Origin of the sequence: Rhodococcus sp. USK13 (assembly GCF_018343855.1) — a bacterium.
GTDB classification, from domain to species: domain Bacteria; phylum Actinomycetota; class Actinomycetes; order Mycobacteriales; family Mycobacteriaceae; genus Rhodococcus_F; species Rhodococcus_F oxybenzonivorans.
The window spans coordinates 2302509-2325133 of the sequence record NZ_CP069242.1; the positions used below are offsets into that span (position 1 = coordinate 2302509).

Here is a 22625-nt window from a genome sequence, read left to right on the forward strand (position 1 = left end):
CGTCTTGTCTTGCGGGTCGTTCCAGAGTCGGTGACACAGCTCGGATCGGTGACCGTCGGCTTGCATCGTCTACCTCCTACCGGCATCGGCCGGATTGTGCGTGCCATCAGTTCCCGGGTGAGGTGTCGTCGGCGGGAATCGGAAGTCCGGGGCAGAGTTCGACATAGTCGATGTCGGGGGAAACCCACTCGCGCCACTGCCGGTGGCTCATATTCATCGTGAGCTTGCCGCATAAAGTGGCTGTCCAATCTGCAGGTGTAATGGCCCATTGCCAGATCTGGCCGTCGACACCGCCGGAGACCACAGACCCTCCGTCCGGGCTGAATGCCACACTGCGCACCGCATCCGTATGTCCACTCATGGGCGGGCCGATCGGCATGCCGGTGTCCGTATCCCACAGCCGTACCGAGCGGTCGTAACCCGCGTAGGCGATGCGGCGGCTGTCTGGCGCGAACGCCACACTTGCAAGCGGACCCCCCTGTCCGGTTACAGCTTCGCCGACCGGTTGCCGCCTATCGAGGTCCCACAGCCGGATAGTGCCGTCGAGACCGCTGGAGACTATGCGCTGCCCATCCGGGGCGAATGCCACTGTGGTGACCTCACCCTGGTGTCCGGTCATCGGTTCGCCGACAGGTTGGCGAGTGTCGGGGTTCCACAGTCGGATGGTGCCGTCGCTGCCGCCAGAGGCGATGCGCCGCCCGTCCGGGGCAAACGCGACGCTCACCACTGCATCCCGGTGTCCCGTCATCGGTTCGCCGATGGGTTGGCGGGTGTCGGCGTCCCACAGTCGGATGGTGCCGTCGCTGCCGCCGGAGGCGATGCGCAGCCCGTTCGGCGCGAACGCCACGCTGAATACGTGGCCCTGGTGTCCGGTCATCGGTTCGCCGATGGGTTGGCGGGTATCCGCATCCCACAGTTGCACGGTGCCCGACTGGGCAGTCGTGCCGTCTGACGCTGGGGCGAAAGTGCCAGAGACGATGCGCCGCCCGTCCGGGGAAAACGCCACGCTCATCACCACGCCTTGTTCGGCCGTCAGCTCGCCGATCGGCGAACCGGTATCCGCGTCCCACAACTTCAGGGTGCCGTCAGCACCGGCGGAGACGAAGCGCCGCCCGTCTGGGGCGAACGCGACGCTCATAACACTGCCTTGGCCGGCCGAACCGATTTCGACATCCCACACCCGCACCGTGCCTTCGTCGCCACCACCGGAGATGACCCGTTGGCCGTCAGGGCTGAATGTCACAAACAAGACCCAACTTTCGTGTCCCGTCAAAGGTTCGCCTATGGGTTCTTTGGTATCGGCGTCCCACAGCCGTACGGTGCCGTCGGCGCCGCCTGAGACGATCCGTGCCCCGTCGGGAGCGAAGGCCACACTCGCTACTGCACCCGCGTGTCCGGTCATGGGCTCCCCAATGGGTGCTTCGATGTCGGCATTCCACAGCCGTACGGTGCCGTCGGCACCACCTGAGACGATGCGCTGACCGTCTTGGGCGAACGCCACGCTCACGACCATGCCGTCATGCTCGGTCATGGGTGCGCCGATGGGTGCTCCGGTGTCTGCATCCCACACCCGGACGGCGCCGTGGACGGGTCCGCCGGAACCGACAACGAGTCGGCGCCCGTCCGGGGCGAATGCCACACTCACGACCATGCCGTCATGCTCGGTCATGGGTGCGCCGATGGGTGCTCCGGTATTCGCGTCCCATACCTGAACTGCACCGCGATTGACTAAACCGCTCGAAGTCACCTCACTCGAGCCAATGACGATCCGCCTTCCGTCCGGACTGAACTCCACGCTCGACACCTCGCCCAGGGCCACGGTCATCGGTGTGCCGAGTGGTGCTCCGGTGTCCGCATCCCACACCCGCACCGTGGTGGCACCGCCGGACGCGATGCGCCGCCCGTCCGGACTGAACCTCACAATGACCACCTCGCCCTGGTTTCCGGTCATGGGCGCGTCGATCGGCTTGCCGGTATCGGCTTCCCACAGCCGTACGGTGCCGTCGACACCGCCGGTGACGATGCGGCGCTCGTCCGGCGAGAGCGCAATGTCCTTCACACCCGCTGCTGTGGTCTCGGCGATGTCGAGTAGTTCCTTCCGTGCGAGCACGGCGTCGAGCAAGGCAGCCTGTTCTGATTCGGAGCCGATCGACTGCGCGGCCAATATCTGTTTCAGCGCGCGTGCGTCGCCGCCGGGTCGGGCGCCGGCGAGCATGGACTGGGCTTCCGATACCAGCCGCACGGCAATCGCCTGGTTCCGCTGACGTATCGACTCCTGCCGTTGCACGAATGCGAGCGTCGCCGCGGCGACCGCGAGGACAGTCAACAGGACCAGACCGGTGATGGCGGCTCGCCGTAGGCGCCGGAAGCGTCGTTGTTCGCGTAGATCCTCACCGGCAAGTTCGTACTTGGGCTTGCCGTGGATGGGAGCGGCCAGATCGGTAATCTTTTCCCGGAACATCGGTGACGCGGGATCCCACGGCGCGTCCTCGGTGACGTCGACGTAGAAGGGCTCGGCGGCGAGAATCCCCGGCTGGGTCAAGACCGGCAGGGCAACATCCGACCGGTCCGGGTCGAACCGTCCGGATGCCTCGTCCCAGATCAGATGCCCGTCGGTAACGACGAACAGCAGCCGGTCCGGTCCATGCCGCTCGAGCCAGTGGGTGACCTCCTTGTTCACCCAGCCCGACGCGACCGAATGGGGCGACAGCACCACGATCAGGTACCGGGCGCGGCCCATCTCCTCGGTTACCCTGCCCCACAGGTCGGGACTGGCGATCAGATCGGTGGCATCGCGGAATACCCGCAAGGCATGCAGCTGTCCCATTCGACGGCCGATGCGGTGGAGACCCTTCTGGATGCCGGCGGCGACCGGTCGATCATCGTGGGCGTAGGAGATGAAGGCGTCGTATTCGAACCGCTCTTCTTCCCCGCGGGTCTGCCGCTGCCGCGGAGCCTGCGCAGCCTGAGCACACATGGGTGATTCCTCCGCTCTCGAGCCGGTGCCGAGTCACGTGGACGGGACTATTTTGAGCCTGGCGTAAACGAGCCCGGATATCGCGAGTAGTCGACTACTCGGCTTTTCGCGGAGTGCTTGCCGCTGGTGAGTTTCGCCAGGTTGTGACCCAGCAGGATCTGGATCGGCGCAGTTGCGGTGCCCTGAATCCACAGTGGGGAGCGAGCACCGACCGCATTCATCCTCGGCGGCGTTTGGCGCGGGCGGCGAATTTGTCGAGGAAGCGGACGACGTCCTTGGCTTGCCAGATCCGGTTGCGTCGTCCGTCGGTGATTTGGGTGAGTATTCCGGCGTCACTTCGTCTGGATCGTGGATCGATCGCGATGGCCGCCACGGAGCGAACGCTGCGGACAAGGCACGGTCCAACCCCGCGACCCGGACGGACTCGCGCAGCAGCAGCGCTCCCGACGACGAGATCAACGACTCGCGGCCGCGGTCGAGAACCAGACTCGGATAGGGGTTGGTGAAACTCCGCGGAAATAGGCGTCGCCCAGACGATGAAGCGCCTATGTGACGCTGATCTCTGAACAGGAGAGAGTCGATTAGGCCTGCTAAGTTTCCCTGTATGCGGAGTGAGCGCTCCGGTTGTTGTAGGGAGAATCTATGGAAACCGCTTCACGGCGGGCGCATTATCAGCTGACGTTTGCGGTTCTGACTGTTGGGGTCGGCGCCTATGCCCTTCTGCAGTCACTGGTGATGCCGGTGCTGCCTACCCTCGAGTCGGCGCTGGGCACGACACAGACCAATGTCACGTGGGTGTTGACCGCGTACCTGCTGTCGGCGTCGATTTTCACTCCGGTGATGGGACGCCTCGGTGACATGCACGGCAAGAAGCGTGTGTTCGTGGTTGCCCTTGTTGCGCTGGCGGTGGGGTCTGTGCTGGCGGCCCTGGCCACGTCGCTGTCGGTGATGATCGCGGCTCGGGTGATACAGGGGATCGGTGGCGGGGTGCTGCCGTTGGCGTTCGGGATCATCCGTGACGAGTTCCCGGAGGGGAAGGTGGTGGGAGCGGTTGGCATGATCGCCGCGCTCACCGCTGTCGGCGCCGGTCTCGGCATCGTCCTTGCTGGTCCTATAGTAACCGTGCTGGGTTACCACTGGCTGTTCTGGATTCCGCTGATCATGGTCGTGCTGGCGGGGTTGGCCGCGCAGATCCTGGTCCCCGAATCCCGTGTTCGCACTGCCGGGAAGATCAACTGGCTCACCGCACTGCTGCTGTCGGGGTGGCTGGTCGCGTTGTTGCTCGGGGTGAGTCAGGCACCCGCGTGGGGTTGGGGTTCTCCGATCGTCATCGGGCTGCTGGTGGCTGCCGCGGTCATCGTGGCGGTCTGGGTGACGGTGGAATCGCGGTCGGCCAATCCGCTGATCGACATGAAGATGATGCGGATCCGCAGCGTGTGGGCCGCCAACCTGTTGGCGCTGCTGATGGGGGTCGGCATGTACGCCGCGTTCGGCTTCCTGCCGCAGTTTCTCCAGACACCCTCGTCCGCCGGATACGGCTTCGGTGCCTCGGTCACCGAGTCGGGTCTGATGCTGCTGCCGGTAAGCGTGGGCATGTTCGCGCTCGGACTCGCCTCCGGCCGCCTGGCGGCGCGACTGGGTTCGAAAAACCTGCTGATCGCCGGGTCGATTGTCAGTGCGGCCGGGTACTTCGTGGTGGCGTTTCAGCACAACACCGAAGTGGACATCTACCTCGCCATGTCGTTGGTCGGTATCGGTTTCGGCCTGGCCTTCTCAGCGATGTCGAATGTTGTCGTCGCCGGGGTGCCACCGGAACAGACCGGTGTCGCGAGCGGCATGAACGCGAATATCCGCACAATCGGCGGCGCACTGGGGGCGGCCTGCATGGCCACCGTTGTCACCGCCGGGGCATCCTCGTCGGGGGTGCCGCATGAATCCGGCTACACAAACGGATTCCTCATGCTGGGTGTGGCAGTTGGTCTCGGTGCCGTCGCGGCCCTGTTCATCCCGGCAATGCAGCGGAACACGACCACCAATCTCGAGCAGTCGCCCGGGTTGCGACACCCGGAGCTCGCGATGGTCGCGGGAGGCACGCTGGTGGGCGACGAATCCGAATGAGGTCCGATGTGAGCGTTCAGGAGACCGGCAAGGCGCTGCGCCGCGACGCCGCGGAGAACCGACAACGGCTCCTCGATGCGGCGGCGACCGTGTTCAGTGCGCGCGGTCTTGATGTCGGTGTCGACGAGATCGCCCGGGTTGCCGGCGTCGGCGTCGGCACCCTCTATCGCCGGTTCCCCACCAAGGATGCGTTGATCAGTGAGTTGGTTCGCCAGGTGCTCGAGGACTTCGTCGCCCTGGCCCGGGAGGCCCGTTCCGCGCCGGAGGGCGAGGGTCTCGAGCAGCTGCTCTACGGCAGCGGTGCCATCCTGGCGTCGAACCGCGGATGCCTGTCGCGTATGTGGAACGACGACGAGACCACAGTTCTCAAGAATGAATATCGTCGGATCCTGATCGAGTTGCTGGCGCAGGCCAAGCGGCACGGCCGCATCCGCGAGGATGCCACGGACGCGGACCTGGAGTTGATCCTGTGGTCGCTACGCGGTGTCGTCGCGACGACCCGCGGCGTCACCGACACGGGGTGGCGGAGAATCCTGGCCGTGATGATCGCGGGATTGCGGCCCGGCGCAGAGACACTCGAAGTGCCGCCGATGAGCTCCGAGCACGTCGCGCACATCAAGGAACTGCTCGATACTCGGTAACGGCTGTGTCCGGTCCCGGCCGGGGTGCGCGGCGAAATCTTTTGTCGCAACGAATGCGAGGTGAATCTCTGTTCACCCTTGGTGCACCATTGGTAGAGAACGCTCGACTCGACGATGTTGGTGAGGAAGTTTGATGAATCCCGTAGTCACACAACCCGAATTCCGTGGTGCCGGTGTCACCCTTGCCGCCGACCGGTGGGATCCACCGACGGCTGATGCCGGCGGATCAGGCGTCGACAGGAAAGGCTTGGTCCTGTTGTTGCACGGCGGCGGGCAGACCCGGCATTCCTGGCGAAACACCGGACGCAGCCTCGCGGCGGACGGGTGGTCCGCCGTCGCGGTGGACGCACGTGGGCACGGAGACAGCCAATGGGCGCCGGACGGGGACTACGGCATCGATGCGCTGGTCGCCGACCTGACCTCGATCATCGGCGAGCTGGGGGAGAAGCCGGTACTCGTGGGTGCCTCGATGGGCGGGATGACGTCGTTGATCGGGGAAGGCGAGAACCCGGATCTCGCGCGCGGTCTGGTTCTGGTCGATATCGCACCGAAGGTGGAAACGGCCGGCACCGCGGAAATCATGGACTTCATGCGCAGCGGCCTCGATGGATTCGGCAGCCTCGACGACGCCGCAGCGGCGATCGCGGCGTATACCCCGAACCGGGTTCGCAAGCCCAACCCGCAAGGGTTGCGCAAGAACCTTCGCCTGCGTGATGGTCGCTGGTATTGGCACTGGGATCCGGCGTTCCTACGCCAGGGTGACGAACCCACTCGCCAAGCCGACTCGATCATGCGCTACGAACGCGCCCGGGACGCCGCCGCCGCGATCACCGTGCCCACGATGCTCGTGCGTGGCAAGCAATCCAATGTGGTCAGTGAAGAAGGCGCCAAGGAACTACTCGAGCTGATCCCGACCGCCACACTGATCGACGTTGCCGGGGCCGGTCATATGGTTGCCGGCGACGACAATGATGTCTTCAGTGGGGGATTGAAGGAATTTCTCGACGAGGACGTTGCCGCATCGCGTCACTGATAGAAAATACAGCGGCCACGGTGGGGATTTACAGGTGCGCCAGCACGGTCCGCTGCACAAGAGTCGGGGGCGTCGTCAGGACTGTTCGGTTCACGAACTCGCGCGGCGTTGGGGCACGCCCACAACGCGGTACCTGTCGCACACAGCCCAGCGTGGCAATTGGGTGGTGTGTTCGTGCGAGTGCGTCGAGTTGCCAGTCACCGGCGGAGTGAGCACCCACCGCATTCATCCTCGGCGGCGTTTGGCGCGGGCGGCGAATTCGTCGAGGACGCGGACGACGTCCTTGGCTTGCCAGATCCGGTTGCGTCGTCCGTCGGTGATTTGGGTGAGTATTCCGGCGTCGACCAGGCGGTCGATCGCGATTTGCGCGTTGGCGCCGGTGACCCCCAGCGTGGAAGTGACGAGCTTGCTGTCGACGACCGGTTGGCGCAGGAGGAGGTCGGCGAGGCGGTGTACCGCCGCGTCTCGTCGCGCCGTCACCCGGGTGCGCCAGTCAGCTCGAACCGTTTCCAGGTCCCGGACGAGGGTGCGGCCGTTGGCGACGGCGGCGAACGATGCTTCCGCGATCGACTGCACGATCGGCTCGAGGTTGCCCGACCGGTACTCGCCGAGGGCTTGGAAATAGGTGGCGGTGTTGTGCAGCAGGCCCGCGGACACCGGTACGGCGACGCTGCGGGTGAGCTGCCCGCCGCGCAGCATCGCCTGGATCAGGGCGCGACCGACGCGCCCGTTGCCGTCAGGGAACGGGTGGATAGTTTCGAACTGTGCGTGTGCGACCGCTATCTGAGCGACCACGGGTGCGTCGACCCTGTTGGCGAAGGCAATCAGGTCGTCGATCAGTTCGGGAACGCGGTCGTGATGTGGGGGGACGAATTGTGCGGTGTGGGGTCCGAGGCTTCCGCCGCCGATCCAGACCTGCTGTTGGCGCCATCGGCCGGCGGTGTTCGGATCGACGTGTTCGAGCAGTGCCCGGTGCATTTGCAGGATCGCGTCGGCGTCGATGCGGTCGGACAACTCCAATGCGGCCTGCATGGCCCGGACGTTTCCGACGATCAGGCGGGCGTTGTGGGAGGTGTGCTCGCCGAGTTCGGCCAGCGCGATCTGGCGTGCCCCGCTGGTGAGGTTCTCGATCTCCGAGCTCGATGCACTCTCGGTGCGCAGCAGAATGGATGCGAACGGAGCGGTGATGTGGCCGACCTCGGCGTCGAAGCGGGTGAGTTCGGTCGCCGCTTCCTCCGTCAGCGCCTGCAGTTCGCCGGTCAGTGAGATGGTCCGGTTCGCGATGAATGGCGGTACCGCCGCGCGGTAGAAGCCGGCGGTGAGGCGACGTTCGCGTCGAGATCCGTAGTCGCCGGTGGTGCTGACCCAGGGATGGTCCTCGTCGGCGACGGGCGGCCATCGCTGTCCGTCATCAACCGATGTCATACCCGGACCATACTATTGGTTAGCAATTTATCCAATGGTATGTGTGGAGTACCCGGTGAGAAACGGATCATGATGAACAGGCGTAAACCGCTGGGTGTTCGCCAGGTTGTGACCCAGCGGGATCAGAGCCTCCTTGTTAGCGTGACAGCGTGAGAGCTCGTGAGGAATCAGCTGTGCCGCTCGAGCGGTGCACGGCCGGCCTCACGCGGTACGACGAGTACGCGGTAACCATTCCGGCATCCGGTGACCGCGCGCTCGTCCTGGTGCCGCAGGGAGTGGCACCGTCTGCAGCCGTCTACTACCTTCACGGACGCACGGCCGATGAAACGTCGATCGATGAACGGGCCGGCGTACGCGACGGTCTGCTCGACGGCGGGTTTCTCGTCGTCAGCCCCTACCTGCACGGCGATCTGTGGGGAAACCGAGATGCCCAGGACGCGTTGGGTGCCCTCCACGACTGGGTGTCGTGCCGGTGGCCGCTCTCGCGCCGGTTCCTGATCGGCGAGTCGATGGGCGCCACCACCGCCGCCAACGCGATCCGCCTGCGGGAAATGCAGTGGGAGGGAGCTGTATTGGTCGCTCCGTCATTGTCGATGCGAGCGGTCTGGGAGCGGGGAGAGCACGGCCGCGTCACCCTCGCGGCTGCGTACGGGCTGTCGGCCGACGGGCACGACCTGGAGTCGAAGACTGAAGCATGGGATGTCGTCCGCCACGAGCCGGACGCCTATGCGGGCGTGCCGATCCGCGTGTACGCGTCGCCGGAGGATGCGGTGGCGAACATCGCCGAAGTGACCGGGCCGTGGGTGCAACGGCTGCGCGCCGCGTCGATGGCCGCGGAGTTGATCGTCGTGGGCGGCGAACACGTGTCGCCCGACCACTTCCGCGTCGACGACATCGTGGCCTTCTTCACGAATCAGTCGTGAGCATGCGATAGCGCTATGACCGTTGGCCGATCCCAGGCGGCTAGGTCGCGAGTCCGAACACCTCAGCTTCGACCAACGCGGTCAACGCTGCTTCGCCGACCGGCTCTGTGGGTTGCATCGGAACGACCGCGACCCGCGGGTGCGCGACCACATCGATTTCCGATTGCTCCGCCGCAGCCCGCCGCCGGAGCAGGTCGGACATCGGTTGTGCGGCGGCAAGGGAGTTGTTGATTATCCACGCCCACGGCGTGATTCCTGCTATGAGCGATCCCGAAGTCCGAGAGTGCCGGCTCACCGTAATCGGTGAGAAGAATGTTCGCGGGCTTGACGTCGCGGTGGAGGATGCCCTCGTTGCGGGCGGCCTGCAGCGCGCCGGCCAGCGTCACCCCGAGCCGCAACACTTCGTCCACAGGTAATGGACCATGCCGTCGAATTCGTTTGTCCAGGTACGTGGTACGGCATGACGATGAATCGGTGACACCGACCTGGAGCACGGTAACGATGTTGGGGTGGCCGGTCAGCCGGCCCATTGCGCGTTGTTCGCGGAAGAATCGCTCCCGGTTCTCCTCCGGAACATCGTTTGTGAGCACCTTCACGGCGACGGTCCGGTCGAGAGAGGTTTGTGTGCACCGGAACACAACGCCGAATCCACCACGCCCAATCTCCCGGGCATCATCGAATACGCCAGCATTCAGCTCCGCGGTGACCGACGGGGTCACATCGCGGTGAATCTCAAACGGATCGATATCGGACATCGTTCAGCTCGATTCATCCGCTCCGCGATACGTTCGACAAAATTCGCACGGTTAGCCTCTCGGCGACGTGCTTCCCAGGGTATCGCTGTCCGAGGCTCTGGACGGGTGCGGGCCTACGCTCGAGTCGAACGCTGAGAGTGGCGGATCCAGACGCCGCCGTCGATCAGGTTCTCGATGAGCTCAACAGCCTCAATGATTACCGTGGGATCCGCCTTGATTGCGCCCGCGCAGTGCCGGAGGCGATTTTGGACCGATGCAGGTCGCTTGTGAGCCGGAGGAACCGGTTCCCGGCAGGCACGGGTTGAATTACTCCTGCATCGACCGGAAGGCGGCGGCCACGTTCGCGGTTACAGCTGGGTCAGCATGGGGAACAGGGCGATCGCGGAGACGGTGATCCCCGCGGTGCCGGCAATAACGCCCAGTAGGGCGCGCAACGATGCCGCCTCGTCCTCGGCTATTGCGGACCGCGATGTGGCGACAGCGCCGCAGGCCACCGCGCCCACTCCGAAAAGAAAGCCGAGCCCGACCACCCAGAACGACGCAACGGACAGCGCCCCGAGGGCGATCGACACGGCGGGCAACCGCGAACCATGCTGCTTCCGTATGCCGCGGGCGGAGGAACATTGGGCGCGGGGCCTGTGGGGGACGGCGGCGGTCATGATCCTCCTTCGTGCGGATGACGCGTCGGGTCGGTGGGCAGATGCCGGTATTCTGAGGTCGGCATCGTCGTGAGGCTTCGGTCCACGAACTCGGGGGCATGATCGAGCCTTCTGTGGTGGTCCATGGTCGCGACTTAATGAGGGTTTTTCAGCTTGTGACGTAGACCATAAGAACTTAGCACTCACGACCGGTGAGTGCTAACTCTTTTTGCTAACTAATTCATCTTCCTAATGAGCCACGGGTTAGGGGAGCTACAGCTACCACCTGTTGGTAATCGGTATGAGCTCTCACGATGTGATTAGGCGCTGGGTCGCTGAGCGGCTGGGTCTCGATGGCCACGAACAAAATTCTGATCACCGTCACCAACATCGGAGAGTACGAGAAGGTCGGCTATCGCACCGGGCCGTGGCTCGGTGAACTGACGCACTTCTTCGACTACGTCACCGACCATGGTTACGCCGTCGGCATCGCCAGTCCCTCGGACGGTTACGTGCCGTATCACCGTGAAATCTGGCGGATGCACCGACTCGGCTTCGAGGGTCGGATCACCGTGCGGTTCGACCGCATTCCTCAGCCCTGGCTGCGCGAGCCACCAAACGCTGGATCCGGCTGCGAACTTTCCCGCGGTCTCGGGCTGGAAGCAGCCGGCGGTCGGCCACTGCGAGCGTTGATCAGGGCCGCCGGGTTCGTCGGCGACGCCGGCATCGAGACGATCGAGCGGATCGACCGCAGACTCTTGGAACGCTATCTCGCCGACCTGAGCCGACATAGGTGGAGGCGTTCCGTAGCCGCCCGCTCGATGGCCTCCCCCACACGTTCGTCGCCGCCGATGCCCTCGTGTTGAAGCTCCGGGAGAACGGGCGGGTTGGGTGGAGACTCCGAGCAGGTAGCAGGTTGCCACCACTGACGTCAGGGCCCGCTCGGCACGCTTGCGGCGCTGCAGCAACCAGTCCGGAAGGTACGAGCCGGACCGCTCGGGATCGCCACGTCGAGAGTCCCGGCGCGGGTATCGAAGTCCCGATGGCGATAGCGTTCCGGCTGTGAAGCGGTCCTGAAGAGCGCTCACCGAATCCGGCGCCGTACAGGCTGTCGGCCTCAGCACCCATCAGCGCGTCGATGAACGTGGGGTCGATATCGTGGGCAGTGATCATCGCGTGGTCCAACGCGATGGCCGCCTTCATTGGGCTACGACACGTCGGTCAGATCCGAATCGGTCCGTACACCATCTGCTGGACGCAACCGATAAGGGCTCCCCGCTGTGTTCCAACACAGTGGCGAGTTCGATATTTCAGGGATCCCACCTTTACTGCACCGGCACTCTCGGGCAGGCTCGCTACGAGGTGTTAGACAGGCTCAGGTCTGGCCTTCCGGTGCGGCGAGGGCGCCGCACCGGTCGGGACCTGTCCACGCCTCGCTCGATGCCGCAACTCTCGCCCTAACATGATCCGAGGAGACACTCTTGCCTGTCACATCATCCGCCTTCCGCTCAGTGCTCTTTGCCGCGCCGCACGAGGCTGCACCCACGGCGGGGTCCCAAGTTCCGCGCCGGTCCGAGGCAGTCGCCTCCGCGGCCTCGATTCTGCTCTTCGACCTCGAGGACACTGTCCCCGAGTCCGAGAAGGCCGCACGTCGCAAGCAGATCCTGGACGTGGACGTGCCGCGAGAACGGACGTGGGTGAGAATCAACCACGAGGACCATGCTGGATGGGCGGAGGACATCCGCGTCGCGGCTGCAACAGCCTCGATAGTCATGGTCCCGAAGGTCGAAAGTCCTGACCAGCTAGCGCGAGTTGGCACCGCGTTGCATGACGCGGGAGCGGAGGACGTTGGACTGGTTGCGCTGGTCGAGACCGCCCGTGGGCTGCGCAACCTCGATAGGATCTGCAGCCAGGGCGAGCCGCCGCTCGCCCTGGTTGCCGGTATCGGTGACCTCACCCGCGACACGAACACGCAGTACACAGGAATCGGAGAGTTTGAGAATTACGTGCGTGCCCAGCTGGTGGAAGCGTCCGCCGCACATAGTCTCACCGCCCCAATCGACACGGCCTCGCTATTCGTCGGCGACACGGACTTCCTGCGTGACGAGTGCCGGCTCGCAAAGCGCATGGGATTCACCTCGAAGTTGTGCCTGACTCTCCAGGACGTCGAAGTCGTTATGGATGAGTTCGGCGTCACGGACGCTGAGATCGATCACGCCCTCGCCATCGTGCACGCCTATCAGTGCGCACTCGATGCGGGACAGGGCCAGGTGGTCGCGCGAGGTGTCATTGTGGACGTCCCGACGGTCGAACGTGCGAAGGACGTTCTTCGTGCATCGGGACGCGACGTCTTCACGGACGACGGGCCTAGACGTGGTGCCTAGGGCTCCTCAGGAGCAGTGAGTCTCTAGCGAGATTCGAGTTTCAGGCAACGTTCGGCAAGCGCGCATGGTCGATGATGCCTGGAAGTGTGGATCAATGGTGGCCAGGGCGGGTGTCAAGGTCCGAAGTCGTCTGCACGGATGCGCAACGGTGTGTGCACACGCTGTGCCGACGCTGCCCGAACCCCCGGGTTTTCACACTCGAGCCGGTCAGCCATTCCAGAATCTCCACCCGCCGTTGCAGATGACTACGAACAGGAATGACGGTTGTGCAGCCGAGTTCGAACATCCACACGCACCAGCTCCTTCAACGCTACGTTGATCAGATCCGCCGGATTGTCTCTCGGGTGCACTGCCTTTTCGGATCGCGGTGTCGGCCACTTGCCGCACCGCGGCTGACTCGTAACACCGCCCCGAGCCGGTCTCGCACGAACTTCCGGTACGCCACAGCATCCGATCCGGCTCATACGCGACGGTGACATCCTCTCCCAACTCCAGCACGGCGCTGCCGGGATCTGAGGCCTTCGCGAGCGTACCCAAGCGCATCGATAGCCGACCCTGTACGTCGAGGTCGGCGGCACGAAGTCGTATCCGACCGGCTATACATCAGGATCGTTCTGATCGGGAATCTGCTGGCGGACGTGGACCCGAACTCCGATCAATGGATACCGCAGCGTTTACGACGGTGCAGATCTCAGGCTGTCGGGCGCGTGACCGACTTTTGGCGGTGCCCCTCGCCCTGCGGAGCTTGAAAACGTGCGCGTGCAGGCAGGGGGCCCATAGCTGAGACGCTGCTGCCAATTCGGATCGTCACGAGTCCAAAATCTTCGACTCCGCTGTCCGCCTCGCGTGAATCACACTCCGCGACGCCCCACGAGACATTGTGCATACGCCACGGCTGACGACGGTGAAATTGTGAGGATTCCCATGGCCAACTGTAACCGAGGTAGCCAAACTGGGGTGGTACCGGTCACAGTGTTACAGCCGGTCGATCACATCGATAGATGCAGCCACGCATGAGCCATGGTCGCACAACGCGGTCAGCGCTAATTGGGGCGAAGTAGGGGTTCCAGCCATATGACGATCACACTGACCAATCCACACCCTGGACGGAAGGCCGGTCTAAGACAATGACAATCCCATCTAGAATGGAAAAGTTGGCAAGTGGCGACCTCACGGTCACCGTTGATCTCGACAAGTGCACGGCCTGCGGTGCTTGTGTTTTGGAGTGCCCCGAAGTGTTCGCTCAGGACGACGACGGCATCGTTGTTCTGCTCGAGGGCGGCTTGTCTCCGGACTTGGCAGAATCGGTAGAGGACGCCGCCGACGCTTGCCCGTCCGCCGTAATCGAGGTTACCGGCCAATGACCGTGCCAGTAGGGCAGTCCCCAGAGTCGATTGTCATCGTTGGAGCGTCTGCGTCCGGACTGGCAACGGCGACACAGTTGCGGCGCCAGGGCTATTCAGGGCGGCTGAAGATGATCGGCGACGAGGATGCGGAACCCTACGACAGGCCGCCGCTGTCGAAGCAGTTCCTTTCTGGGGATTGGGGCTCCGATCAACTGTCGCTGATGAAGCCGGGCCAGGTGGACAAACTTGACCTGGACCTCGTCCTGGGCGCGCGAGTTGTCTCACTGGACCTTGAAGGCCGGCACGTTAATGACGAAATGGGTCGGGAACATGGGTTTGATGCGCTGGTGATTGCGACTGGCGTCCGGCCACGGCGTCTGAACGCTTTGAGGGGTGGGGAACCGCACGTCCTGCGTACCCTTGCCGACGCGGACAGGCTGCGTAAGGCTCTTCGGGAGGGTACCCGGCTCGTCGTCATCGGCGGCGGCTTCCTCGGCCTCGAGACCGCCGCCACCGCAAGGGCCCTCGGGGCCCAAGTTACCGTGATCGAGCCGGCGCTGCATCCACTGGCGAACCGTGTAGGAATGGAGACCTCGTCTCGACTACTGGCATTACACCGAGATCGAGATGTGGAGCTTCGAACCGGGACGACTGTCGTCGACGGCCAGTGGGATACGTCGTCCGAGACGTGGACGCTCCAGCTGAGTGACGAATCGACGATTGATGCCGACGAGGTTCTGGTTGCCATTGGATCTATTCCGCAGACCGAATGGCTCGAGGGCACCGACATCAAACTGAATAACGGTGTCATATGCGATTCGCATTCTCGAGCAGCGCTGGGCGTGTGGGCGGTTGGAGACGTGGCGTGTTGGTGGGACGACCGTCGCGAGAGCCATGTCCGGCTCGAGCACCGAACAAACGCAACCGAGCAAGCACGTGCTGTCGCCGGAGCTATCATGGGCAATCCTGAGCCCTACCGGCCCGTACCGTTCTTCTGGACGGATCATTTCGGTGTGCGAATCCAGGTTGCAGGTCTCATTCCTCCAGAAGTTTCAGGGACCCCGGTTGACCTGGACTCCCATCAACGGGACTCGTCAGCGATTCTGTTTCATGAAGGTGATGAATTATCTGCAGTGCTCGGCTGGAACGCCCCACGTGAGGTAAGCCGATACCGTCAGCTGTTGCTAAAAGCGTCGCGTGGGTAAACGCAGTAAGAGTCGTTCTTTTAGCGAACCAACGTTTCCGGCTATCACCGGGAATTAACGTTGGTGTACGAGTCTTTTCTAGAAAAAGAATGGTCGTCCAGTAATCATGCGAATGAACTTCCTAGGCTCATCAGGCTTGCAAGTTTCCGCTCTCAGCTTCGGGACCATGACGTTTGGTGGCACCGATCCCTACTTCGGCAAGATTGGGGTGCAACAACTAGCGGAGGCGACCGATATCGCGCGGGCTGCGATCGATGCGGGAGTCAACCTTTTTGACACTGCGGACTTCTACTCCTCCGGCCAGTCCGAGCAGACGCTTGGACAGGCACTTGGCAGCCGGCGTTCGGAGGTGCTGATCGCTACCAAGCTTCGATATCCTATGGCGTCGGGACCAAACGATGCTGGGCTCTCACGACACCACGTGATCCAAGCATGCGAAGCAAGCCTTCGACGACTCGGAACCGAGCATATCGATATCTTGTACCTGCACAACATCGACCCCGCGACTCCCCTTGAAGAGACTATGCGCGCGCTCGATGATCTCGTGCGAGCCGGCAAGGTTCGCTATCTCGGATTATCGAACTTCCCGGCCTGGATGGTGACTAAAGCGGCTGGAATCTCTGCCGCAAAAGGATGGGAACGATTCATTTGCCACCAGGTCCATTACTCGCTTGCGTGTCGCGACATCGAGAGCGATCTGGTTCCCAGCGCACTTGACGCTGGAGTAGGCCATACAATCTGGAGTCCCTTGTCAGGCGGCCTGCTCTCCGGAAAGTTCCGGCGCGATGAGCAGAATCCCGAAAACACGAGGCGCTCACGCGGGTTCGGCGATACCGTTCCGGTGGACGATGACGTGATACTCGACATTGTCGATGTTGCTACCGATATTGCTAATGATCGGGGTTGCTCAGTAGCCCAGGTTGCTCTCAACTGGGTAGTCTCACGACCTACGGTGAGCAGCGTGATCGTCGGCGCGAGGACCAAGGAACAATTGCTGGACAACCTCGGCGCAGCAAGCTGGGAATTGACCACGGAAGAGATTACCCGACTTGATGCAGTGTCGGAGCCGAAACTCCCATATCCACAGTGGCACAATCGTATTCACACCGAGGACCGTCGCCGTGGACATGACGGAAGAGTCATGGCAGGAAAAGAAAGTCCCGGACGACGCGCGCAGCGGCTCGCGGCTCAGGCATGATGATTCACAATCTGATTATGTGACCACGCCCGGACGGGCGGCATCTGTCAGGTCAGGCAACTGAACATTGCAGTAAGGAATGAAGACCTCCGAGATCGGTGAGCTCCCAGAATAAGCTCTCACCACTCGGAGTCTTGTCTTACCCGGTGGCGCTGCACGGCGATCGCTTGATGCGATGTAGGAGCGGGGCCTCCCCGCTCTCGTGGGTCCCGGCGAATGTCGGGGGTATCACTTCAACACGATAGAGGAGGCCCCTATGAGCGAGTATGACGGAAAGCAGGTCGTCGGGATCGATCTGCACCGGCAACGGTGGTGATCGTCGTCCCCCAGACGGCGGAGGGTGAACAATTGTCGGCGGTACGGATCGTCAACGATCCGGTGGCGCCAAAGATCGCAGATCGAGAAGGCTGGCCCGAACCAGGAGGTAGTGCTCGAGGCGACGTACGGCTGGTACTGGGCCGTCGACGCACTCGAAGCGGCAGGCGCCACGGTCCACCTCGCACACCCATTGGGTGTCAAAGGATTTCGGTACCGACGGGTGAAGAACGACGTGCGTGACGCCGGTGACCTGGCGGACCTGCTGCGGATGAACCGACTACCGGAAGCTTGGATCGCCCCGCCACCGGTGCGTGAACTCCGCGAACTGGTGCGCTACAGGGCGAAGCTGGTCGCACTGCGCTCCGGGCTCGAGGCACAGGTGCACGCCGTGCTCGCCAAGGCCGGGGCATATTACGAAGCAGGGCTCCAAGCTGGTGCGGTGGCCGCGGGTCGAGGCCGTCCAACGACATCCCACGACGGCGAAAATCTCCGCCGACAAAGATCGCATCGAGGCCCGCCGCGGCAAGAACATCGCCAAGGTCGCCGCGGCCCGCAAGCTGCTCACGCTCGTCTACTACGGGCTCCGCGACGGCCACATCCGCGCGCTGACCCGGGATCGGGCGGCGTGAGCACGGGACGCAACACGCGCGTGGCCGCTGTTTGTCATGATCCCCGTACCAACGGCGTGGTCGTACGCTTGATTGACCTCGCGTGTTGCCACCGCACGCTCCATGCCCGCATCGCCGGGCGAAGGGATAACCGGTAGCCGAGAACCCCGGCCTACCCACACCCATGCATCGTCAGTTGGAGAAGCAAACCCTCAACCCCACATGGCCACCCGCGTGCGCTGGCCTCGATCGCCCCCACTGAGTCTGCGCCGGCTCGGGTCATCGTGAACGCCGTTCGTCCTCGCTACGCTCCGGGCGCTCCGCATTGACCCTGACCTTCACTCTGCGCCGCCCAAATAGAAGGCCGAAACGCCAAATCGCAAGCATTGACAGGTGCCGCTCCTACAGGGATGACAAACAGGTCCCTGGCCTCCAGCCGGTAGCTAGCCGAACCGGCCACCGTCGGATACGCACTGATGTGCGTGGACCCTGATACTTCGGTCGAAATTGTGACAACCCACACGGCCATTACTGCACACAAGGAGAAGACTGAAGTGGTGCCCGTCACAGACCCGAAGTAGCCGGCCGGACCTCTGCAGCCTATGGTAGTCGCTAACTCAGCAATCAACGTCGATGTGGAATATGAACTAGAAGGCGCCGATGTCCCGGTCCTGCTAGCGCTCAGCTCCCAAACCAAACAATAGGACGCCGTATGCCAATGCTCGAGAACAAGATCGTAATTATCACTGGCGCAGCCCGCGGAATGGGCTTGGAAACCGGACGTGCCTGCATCGAAGCCGGTGCGACGGTAATTCTGACAGACCGCCTCGAAGGCGATGTGATGGAAGCGGCCGACGCTCTTGGTGACGCTGCATATGGCCATGCGCTCGATGTCGCCGTACCCGACCAGTGGGACGCTCTCACTGAGTGGCTGGTCAGCACCGGCCGTCGACCCGACGCTCTCGTCAACAACGCCGGCTTGCTGCTGATGGACCCGATCGACAAGATCGCAGTCTCATCCTTCGACCGGATGATGCAAGTCAACGTGTACGGGCCGCTGCTCGGGATCCAGTCATTCCTGCGGGCAAGAGACGCGATGCCCGGGCCGGAAACTGGGTCGGTGGTCAATATCTCTTCGATACGCGGGCTGAAGGCCGGCGCCAACTTCGCCGGTTACGCTTCATCGAAATTCGCCGTACGTGGTCTGACAAAAGTCGCAGCTGTGGAGCTGGGCGCACGCGGCATCAGGGTTAATACAGTCTGCCCCGGACCGATCGAAACACCGATGAGCGTAGTGAACCCGGATTTTGCGGGAATGGACTGGGATGCATATGTCGCCCGGCTACCGATGGGCCATATGGGGAAGCCACGGGACATTGGGCAGGCAGTGAAGTGGCTGATTTCAGACGAAAGCGGATTTGTGACCGGAATCGATCTCCCGGTTGACGGTGGACTAAACGCTACAACTTACAATGTCGAGCGCGTCAGCGATGCGGACTAACCGAAGTTCCCGTTGAGGCCATTAATGCTTTACGTAGTACACACCTCCCCGCTAAGTCAGAGTTCTAGAAGAACAGCATCGCGAAAGAGACACGACCATGAACGCAGTCGGCGCAATCGGAAATCTCATTACCAAGTATCTTCCGATATGGATACTGATTGGGCTAGGAATCGCACTCTGGATACCAGATAGCCTCGCTGGAGGGTCGCCCTACTCGCTTTATGTGGTGATGGGATTGATGCTGCTGATGGGGATCACCCTCACACCAAAAGACATCACGAGTATTGCCAAGAAGCCGGTTTCAATCCTGATAGGGACCGCCTGTCACTATACAGTGATGCCGCTACTCGCCTACGGGGTGGCCTGGCTGCTAAACCTCGGGCCAGAGCTCACGATCGGCCTGGTGCTCTTGGGATGTGTGGCGAGCGGCTCGGCATCCAACGTCATGGTCTACCTGGCAAAGGGTGACCTGACACTCGCTGTATCATTAGGGCTCGTGTCGACATTTGCTTCAATCTTGTTGACACCGCTCCTTGTGCAATTCCTCATCGGCGAGCTCGTGTCGATCTCTGCGTCTTCAATGGCACTCGATATCGCGAAGATGGTGGTGGCGCCCATAGCCGTCGGTCTGTTGATGAAGACCTTCTTACCGCGACTGTGTGAGCACATCATCCCGTTCGTGGGGCCGGCTTCGGGTATTGCATTGGTCTTCATCTGCAGTGCCAACTTCGCTGCTGGACAATCAGCCTTTTTGGCGAGCGGTTTCATCATCATCGCAGCAGTACTTATGCACAACTTAGGTGGTTTCACACTTGGATACTTAATCAGTCGCTTTACTCGTCGAACTGAGGGAGCGACCCGCGCAGTCACCTTGGAAACCGGCATGCAGAACGGTGGCGTCGCTATAGTCCTGGCACAAACGTACTTTGATCCGATAGCTGTGTTGCCAAGTGCTGTGTCCGGAGCGGTTCACGTATTTACCGGATCTACACTCGCGCGCTTCTGGGCCGCTCGCACCATCGAAGAGGAGGCCCCGACCACAGACGCCTCTGTCGTGACGAATGACGAACCTGAGCTAACCCGAGATTGACTGGTTTGCCCCTGCCTCGTTTCAGGCTCTCCAGCGCAAAACGGGCGTGGCATCACGAGATCGGCTAGTGCGCCGGACGTAGCGGTCGGCTAGGGAGCCCGAACTGGTCGGAGGAAACATCGTGACATGCGCTATCCGTATCCCGAGTCGGCCCGTGTATCGAATTCTTGTTGTCGACGCCACGAACGAGACGGTTGGAATTGTGAAGAACCATATGGTGCACAGTTAGATTGGAAACCAGGATGATGTGGTAGCGGTCATAACACCGGGATGGTGACCACCGGGTATGACGGCTCCTCCCGTTGAGAGCCGAATATGACGTTTGCTAGATGCCAGACAGGAACCCAATCGAGTAGAGGTACGAAACCATGACCATCGCAATGACGTTGAATGACCTTCCGACCATCGACGTTGATTTTTACGATCCCGACTTCGTTCGAGATCCGTACCCGACTCTGGAAAAAATTCGGGAAACCGGGCGAATCGTGCGGCATGAAAGGCTGGGCAGTTATCTGATAACCAGCTATCGTGATTGCGCACGCGCGATGGGGCAAGGCCGGCTGTTTGCTTCGGACCACGAACAGATCGGCAGGCTCTTCGGTGGTCCGCCCTTTACCGCGATGGAAGGAAAGCAACACGCGGATTTCCGTGGCATCTGGGCCCGCGACTTCATGCGCAAGCGGGTCTCGGAATACGCGGACTTCGTCAACGAGATCGTGACCGCGCAAACCGATTCCGTGTTCGAGCAGTTGAAAGCCGGAGAGGTCGTCGATGTAGTTCCTAGGATCACTCGCCCTATCCCCACTCGTGTGATCGCCGAACTGATGGCCGTCCCCAGCGCGAACGTTCCCGAATTCATCACCTGGACCGATGACATGGGCGGGATCATGGAGGGGCGGGACGACCCCACTGCGCGAGGTCGAAAACTAATCGAGATGGGCATGGCGGCAACCGGCAAGATGAATCAGTTCGTTGCGACCGTTATCGAGGAGCGGAGACGGAACCCCGGCGACGATCTTGTGAGCAAGATGGTTGTGACCGAGGTGGAGATGTCAGAAGCGGAAAGGGTTGCTGCGAATACGCAGCTGATCTTCGCTGGCAACGAAACCACTTCTAAGCTCATGGGACATTGCCTCGTTGCACTCGCACTTCATCCAGAGCAGAAAGAGAAAATACGTAAGGACCGTAGCCTCATTCCGCAGGCTGTCGAGGAGGTACACCGCTGGACGAGCGTGAAGGTCTGGAACATTCGCTTTGTCAAGGCAGAGGAAGCGGAGCTTGCCGGCGTGGTCCTACCGCAGGGAGCGACGGTTATGGCGCTGCAGGGCTTGGGCAACCGCGATCCTGAACGCTGGGATGCACCGTCGGTGTTCGACATCCATCGTGTCTCACAATCACATCTGGGCTTCGGAATTGGTCCGCATGCGTGCCTGGGTATGAACCTCGCACGCTTAGAGATCGAGACGGTCCTCAATCGTTTCCTAGACGAGGTGCCGGACTGGGAAGTGAACGATGTGGACTACGGTCTGAATGCGATGATCCGAGGACCGGTGAAGCTGCCAGTCCACCTACCAGCACAGCAATGACAGGAGAGCTACTTGCTCGAGGTGATATGCCCAGCGTGCGGTGCGATCTCGGAGGCAAACGATCGTGACGAGCTTTACCTGGAGGCGCGCGCACATACAATCGATGAACATTCGTATGACGTGCCGCGCGAGCATATTGATGACGCAGCATACGAAGTAAGCTGACCCTGTGCGTCTGAGATGCTTCTGACAATAGAGTTGCGTCGGGACGCGGCCACTCGCGGCTGGCTCTGACTATCGTGGCGCACCGGGAAGGCGGGTAGCTTACTCGGCATCGCGGACGACGAAGCCTGTGCGCAATGCCCAGCTATTGAGTATCTGCGGGACAGGCTCGCCCGCGTTGTCCGAGTGCAGCATCGAGGCGTGCCGGCAACTCGGCATCGGACGCAACCAGCTCCCGGCCCGGGCGGCTGTAGTCGGCGACGCTGCCGAACTCCAGATCGAGCAGTTCCCCGACGCGCAACCGCGCCGCGCGGAGCAACGTCAACCCGAGGCGGGCGAACGGATCCTTCAACTCGGCAACAGCGTCCATCACCGCGGTGTCGACGTCGGGTGCGAGGGGCGCGCGGCAATGGTTAGTCGAGCTTAGGGACGTCGGCGGCGAAGACCAGCCAGCGCGATGGTGCCTGCTCCCCGGTCCAGCCCCAACACCGGGTCTTGGCCCCTGTTGTGTCACGTCATCGGTCGAGCCGAGCTGCGACTGGACCTCGAGTTCGCCGCCGTCAAGAACCTCACGGGGCTCGGGAGTGACATCGAGGCCCGCGACCCGCTCGGGTCCGCCGCGTCCCGGACGGCTGGACTGGCATTGGGCTCGGTACCGTCGTGGGCCGAGACCGTTCTCGGCGAGTGCCTGGCGGTGCTGCTCGCCTAGTATGGCGG

At 62.5% G+C, this 22625-nt stretch carries 17 protein-coding genes and 4 pseudogenes; 14 read left to right on the forward strand and 7 right to left on the reverse strand.

The window, feature by feature from the left end; translation table 11 throughout:
- Positions 1–106 precede the first annotated feature (106 nt).
- Positions 107–2977, reverse strand: coding sequence for a WD40 domain-containing protein (locus JQT59_RS13250; RefSeq protein ID WP_213576519.1), 2871 nt, complete (start codon positions 2975–2977; stop codon positions 107–109).
- A gap of 217 nt (positions 2978–3194) precedes the next feature.
- Positions 3195–3350 carry a hypothetical protein gene (locus JQT59_RS13255; protein WP_249354384.1) on the reverse strand — a complete coding sequence of 52 codons (156 nt, stop codon included), beginning with the start codon at positions 3348–3350 and terminating at the stop codon, positions 3195–3197.
- A 269-nt stretch (positions 3351–3619) separates the two neighbouring features.
- Here JQT59_RS13255 and JQT59_RS13260 point away from each other — a divergent pair, with 269 nt between their 5' ends.
- The 3 genes from JQT59_RS13260 (at position 3620) to JQT59_RS13270 (ending at position 6769) form a co-directional block, all read left to right on the forward strand.
- Entirely contained in the window at positions 3620–5095 is a 1476-nt protein-coding gene (locus JQT59_RS13260; RefSeq protein WP_213576520.1) for an MFS transporter, read from the forward strand.
- On the forward strand, positions 5092–5736 hold the full coding sequence (locus JQT59_RS13265) for a TetR/AcrR family transcriptional regulator (RefSeq protein ID WP_213576521.1): 645 nt from the start codon (positions 5092–5094) through the stop codon (positions 5734–5736). Before JQT59_RS13260 ends, JQT59_RS13265 begins: the two co-directional genes overlap by 4 nt.
- 133 nt (positions 5737–5869) lie before the next feature.
- The gene (locus JQT59_RS13270) at positions 5870–6769 is read left to right on the forward strand and encodes an alpha/beta fold hydrolase (RefSeq protein WP_213576522.1); all 900 of its coding nucleotides are present in this window, start codon (positions 5870–5872) and stop codon (positions 6767–6769) included.
- A 225-nt stretch (positions 6770–6994) separates the two neighbouring features.
- Here the strand turns inward: JQT59_RS13270 and JQT59_RS13275 are convergent, their stop codons facing one another.
- Positions 6995–8194, reverse strand: coding sequence for a Fic family protein (locus JQT59_RS13275; RefSeq protein WP_213576523.1), 1200 nt, complete (start codon positions 8192–8194; stop codon positions 6995–6997).
- Between the two features lie 149 nt (positions 8195–8343).
- On the opposite strand from JQT59_RS13275, the gene JQT59_RS13280 reads away from it, so the two are divergent.
- The gene (locus tag JQT59_RS13280; RefSeq protein ID WP_213576524.1) at positions 8344–9117 is read left to right on the forward strand and encodes an alpha/beta hydrolase family protein; all 774 of its coding nucleotides are present in this window, start codon (positions 8344–8346) and stop codon (positions 9115–9117) included.
- Positions 9118–9377: 260 nt separating this feature from the next.
- Here the strand turns inward: JQT59_RS13280 and JQT59_RS13285 are convergent.
- Positions 9378–9872, reverse strand: a pseudogene (locus tag JQT59_RS13285) (serine/threonine-protein kinase); the annotation flags it as partial.
- 347 nt (positions 9873–10219) lie between these two features.
- Positions 10220–10531, reverse strand: a complete 312-nt coding sequence (locus JQT59_RS13290; RefSeq protein WP_249354386.1) for a hypothetical protein — start codon at positions 10529–10531, stop codon at positions 10220–10222.
- A gap of 772 nt (positions 10532–11303) precedes the next feature.
- Between JQT59_RS13290 and JQT59_RS13295 the strand changes: the two are divergent.
- A pseudogene (locus tag JQT59_RS13295) lies at positions 11304–11399 on the forward strand (transposase); the annotation flags it as partial.
- On the opposite strand, the pseudogene JQT59_RS13300 reads toward JQT59_RS13295, so the two are convergent.
- Positions 11398–11713 (reverse strand): annotated as a pseudogene (locus JQT59_RS13300) (transposase); the annotation flags it as partial. The pseudogenes JQT59_RS13295 and JQT59_RS13300 overlap by 2 nt on opposite strands.
- A 278-nt stretch (positions 11714–11991) precedes the next feature.
- On the opposite strand from JQT59_RS13300, the gene JQT59_RS13305 reads away from it, so the two are divergent.
- The 8 genes and pseudogenes from JQT59_RS13305 (at position 11992) to JQT59_RS13340 (ending at position 21746) form a co-directional block, all read left to right on the forward strand.
- On the forward strand, positions 11992–12894 hold the full coding sequence (locus JQT59_RS13305) for an HpcH/HpaI aldolase/citrate lyase family protein (RefSeq protein ID WP_213576525.1): 903 nt from the start codon (positions 11992–11994) through the stop codon (positions 12892–12894).
- A gap of 1145 nt (positions 12895–14039) precedes the next feature.
- Entirely contained in the window at positions 14040–14258 is a 219-nt protein-coding gene (locus JQT59_RS13310) for a ferredoxin (RefSeq protein ID WP_213576526.1), read from the forward strand.
- Positions 14255–15445 carry an NAD(P)/FAD-dependent oxidoreductase gene (locus tag JQT59_RS13315; protein WP_213576527.1) on the forward strand — a complete coding sequence of 397 codons (1191 nt, stop codon included), beginning with the start codon at positions 14255–14257 and terminating at the stop codon, positions 15443–15445. Before JQT59_RS13310 ends, JQT59_RS13315 begins: the two co-directional genes overlap by 4 nt.
- Positions 15446–15557: 112 nt before the next feature.
- Positions 15558–16643, forward strand: a complete 1086-nt coding sequence (locus JQT59_RS13320; RefSeq protein ID WP_283254086.1) for an aldo/keto reductase — start codon at positions 15558–15560, stop codon at positions 16641–16643.
- 256 nt (positions 16644–16899) lie between these two features.
- A pseudogene (locus JQT59_RS38370) lies at positions 16900–17590 on the forward strand (IS110 family transposase).
- 691 nt (positions 17591–18281) lie between these two features.
- A complete protein-coding gene (locus tag JQT59_RS13330; protein ID WP_213576529.1) occupies positions 18282–19070 on the forward strand; it encodes an SDR family NAD(P)-dependent oxidoreductase in 789 nt (262 codons plus the stop codon).
- Between the two features lie 97 nt (positions 19071–19167).
- Positions 19168–20160, forward strand: a complete 993-nt coding sequence (locus JQT59_RS13335; protein ID WP_213576530.1) for a bile acid:sodium symporter family protein — start codon at positions 19168–19170, stop codon at positions 20158–20160.
- 368 nt (positions 20161–20528) lie between these two features.
- Positions 20529–21746 carry a cytochrome P450 gene (locus tag JQT59_RS13340; RefSeq protein ID WP_213576531.1) on the forward strand — a complete coding sequence of 406 codons (1218 nt, stop codon included), beginning with the start codon at positions 20529–20531 and terminating at the stop codon, positions 21744–21746.
- 307 nt (positions 21747–22053) lie between these two features.
- Here JQT59_RS13340 and JQT59_RS36950 read toward each other — a convergent pair whose 3' ends face one another.
- Positions 22054–22278, reverse strand: a complete 225-nt coding sequence (locus tag JQT59_RS36950; protein WP_249354390.1) for a hypothetical protein — start codon at positions 22276–22278, stop codon at positions 22054–22056.
- A gap of 87 nt (positions 22279–22365) precedes the next feature.
- Between JQT59_RS36950 and JQT59_RS36955 the strand changes: the two genes are divergently transcribed.
- The gene (locus JQT59_RS36955) at positions 22366–22617 is read left to right on the forward strand and encodes a hypothetical protein (protein WP_249354392.1); all 252 of its coding nucleotides are present in this window, start codon (positions 22366–22368) and stop codon (positions 22615–22617) included.
- Positions 22618–22625 lie beyond the last annotated feature (8 nt).

Bases quoted from the DNA above. Each gene is read 5' to 3' on its own strand.
- JQT59_RS13265 (WP_213576521.1), top strand. From the start codon at position 5,092: ATGAGGTCCGATGTGAGCGTTCAGGAGACCGGCAAGGCGCTGCGCCGC.
- JQT59_RS13310 (WP_213576526.1), top strand. From the start codon at position 14,040: ATGGAAAAGTTGGCAAGTGGCGACCTCACGGTCACCGTTGATCTCGAC.
- JQT59_RS13290 (WP_249354386.1), bottom strand. From the start codon at position 10,531: ATGACCGCCGCCGTCCCCCACAGGCCCCGCGCCCAATGTTCCTCCGCC.
- JQT59_RS13315 (WP_213576527.1), top strand. From the start codon at position 14,255: ATGACCGTGCCAGTAGGGCAGTCCCCAGAGTCGATTGTCATCGTTGGA.
- JQT59_RS13260 (WP_213576520.1), top strand. From the start codon at position 3,620: ATGGAAACCGCTTCACGGCGGGCGCATTATCAGCTGACGTTTGCGGTT.
- JQT59_RS13340 (WP_213576531.1), top strand. From the start codon at position 20,529: ATGACCATCGCAATGACGTTGAATGACCTTCCGACCATCGACGTTGAT.
- JQT59_RS13335 (WP_213576530.1), top strand. From the start codon at position 19,168: ATGAACGCAGTCGGCGCAATCGGAAATCTCATTACCAAGTATCTTCCG.
- JQT59_RS13330 (WP_213576529.1), top strand. From the start codon at position 18,282: ATGCCAATGCTCGAGAACAAGATCGTAATTATCACTGGCGCAGCCCGC.
- JQT59_RS13275 (WP_213576523.1), bottom strand. From the start codon at position 8,194: ATGACATCGGTTGATGACGGACAGCGATGGCCGCCCGTCGCCGACGAG.
- JQT59_RS36950 (WP_249354390.1), bottom strand. From the start codon at position 22,278: ATGGACGCTGTTGCCGAGTTGAAGGATCCGTTCGCCCGCCTCGGGTTG.
- JQT59_RS13320 (WP_283254086.1), top strand. From the start codon at position 15,558: ATGAACTTCCTAGGCTCATCAGGCTTGCAAGTTTCCGCTCTCAGCTTC.
- JQT59_RS13250 (WP_213576519.1), bottom strand. From the start codon at position 2,977: ATGTGTGCTCAGGCTGCGCAGGCTCCGCGGCAGCGGCAGACCCGCGGG.
- JQT59_RS36955 (WP_249354392.1), top strand. From the start codon at position 22,366: ATGGTGCCTGCTCCCCGGTCCAGCCCCAACACCGGGTCTTGGCCCCTG.
- JQT59_RS13270 (WP_213576522.1), top strand. From the start codon at position 5,870: ATGAATCCCGTAGTCACACAACCCGAATTCCGTGGTGCCGGTGTCACC.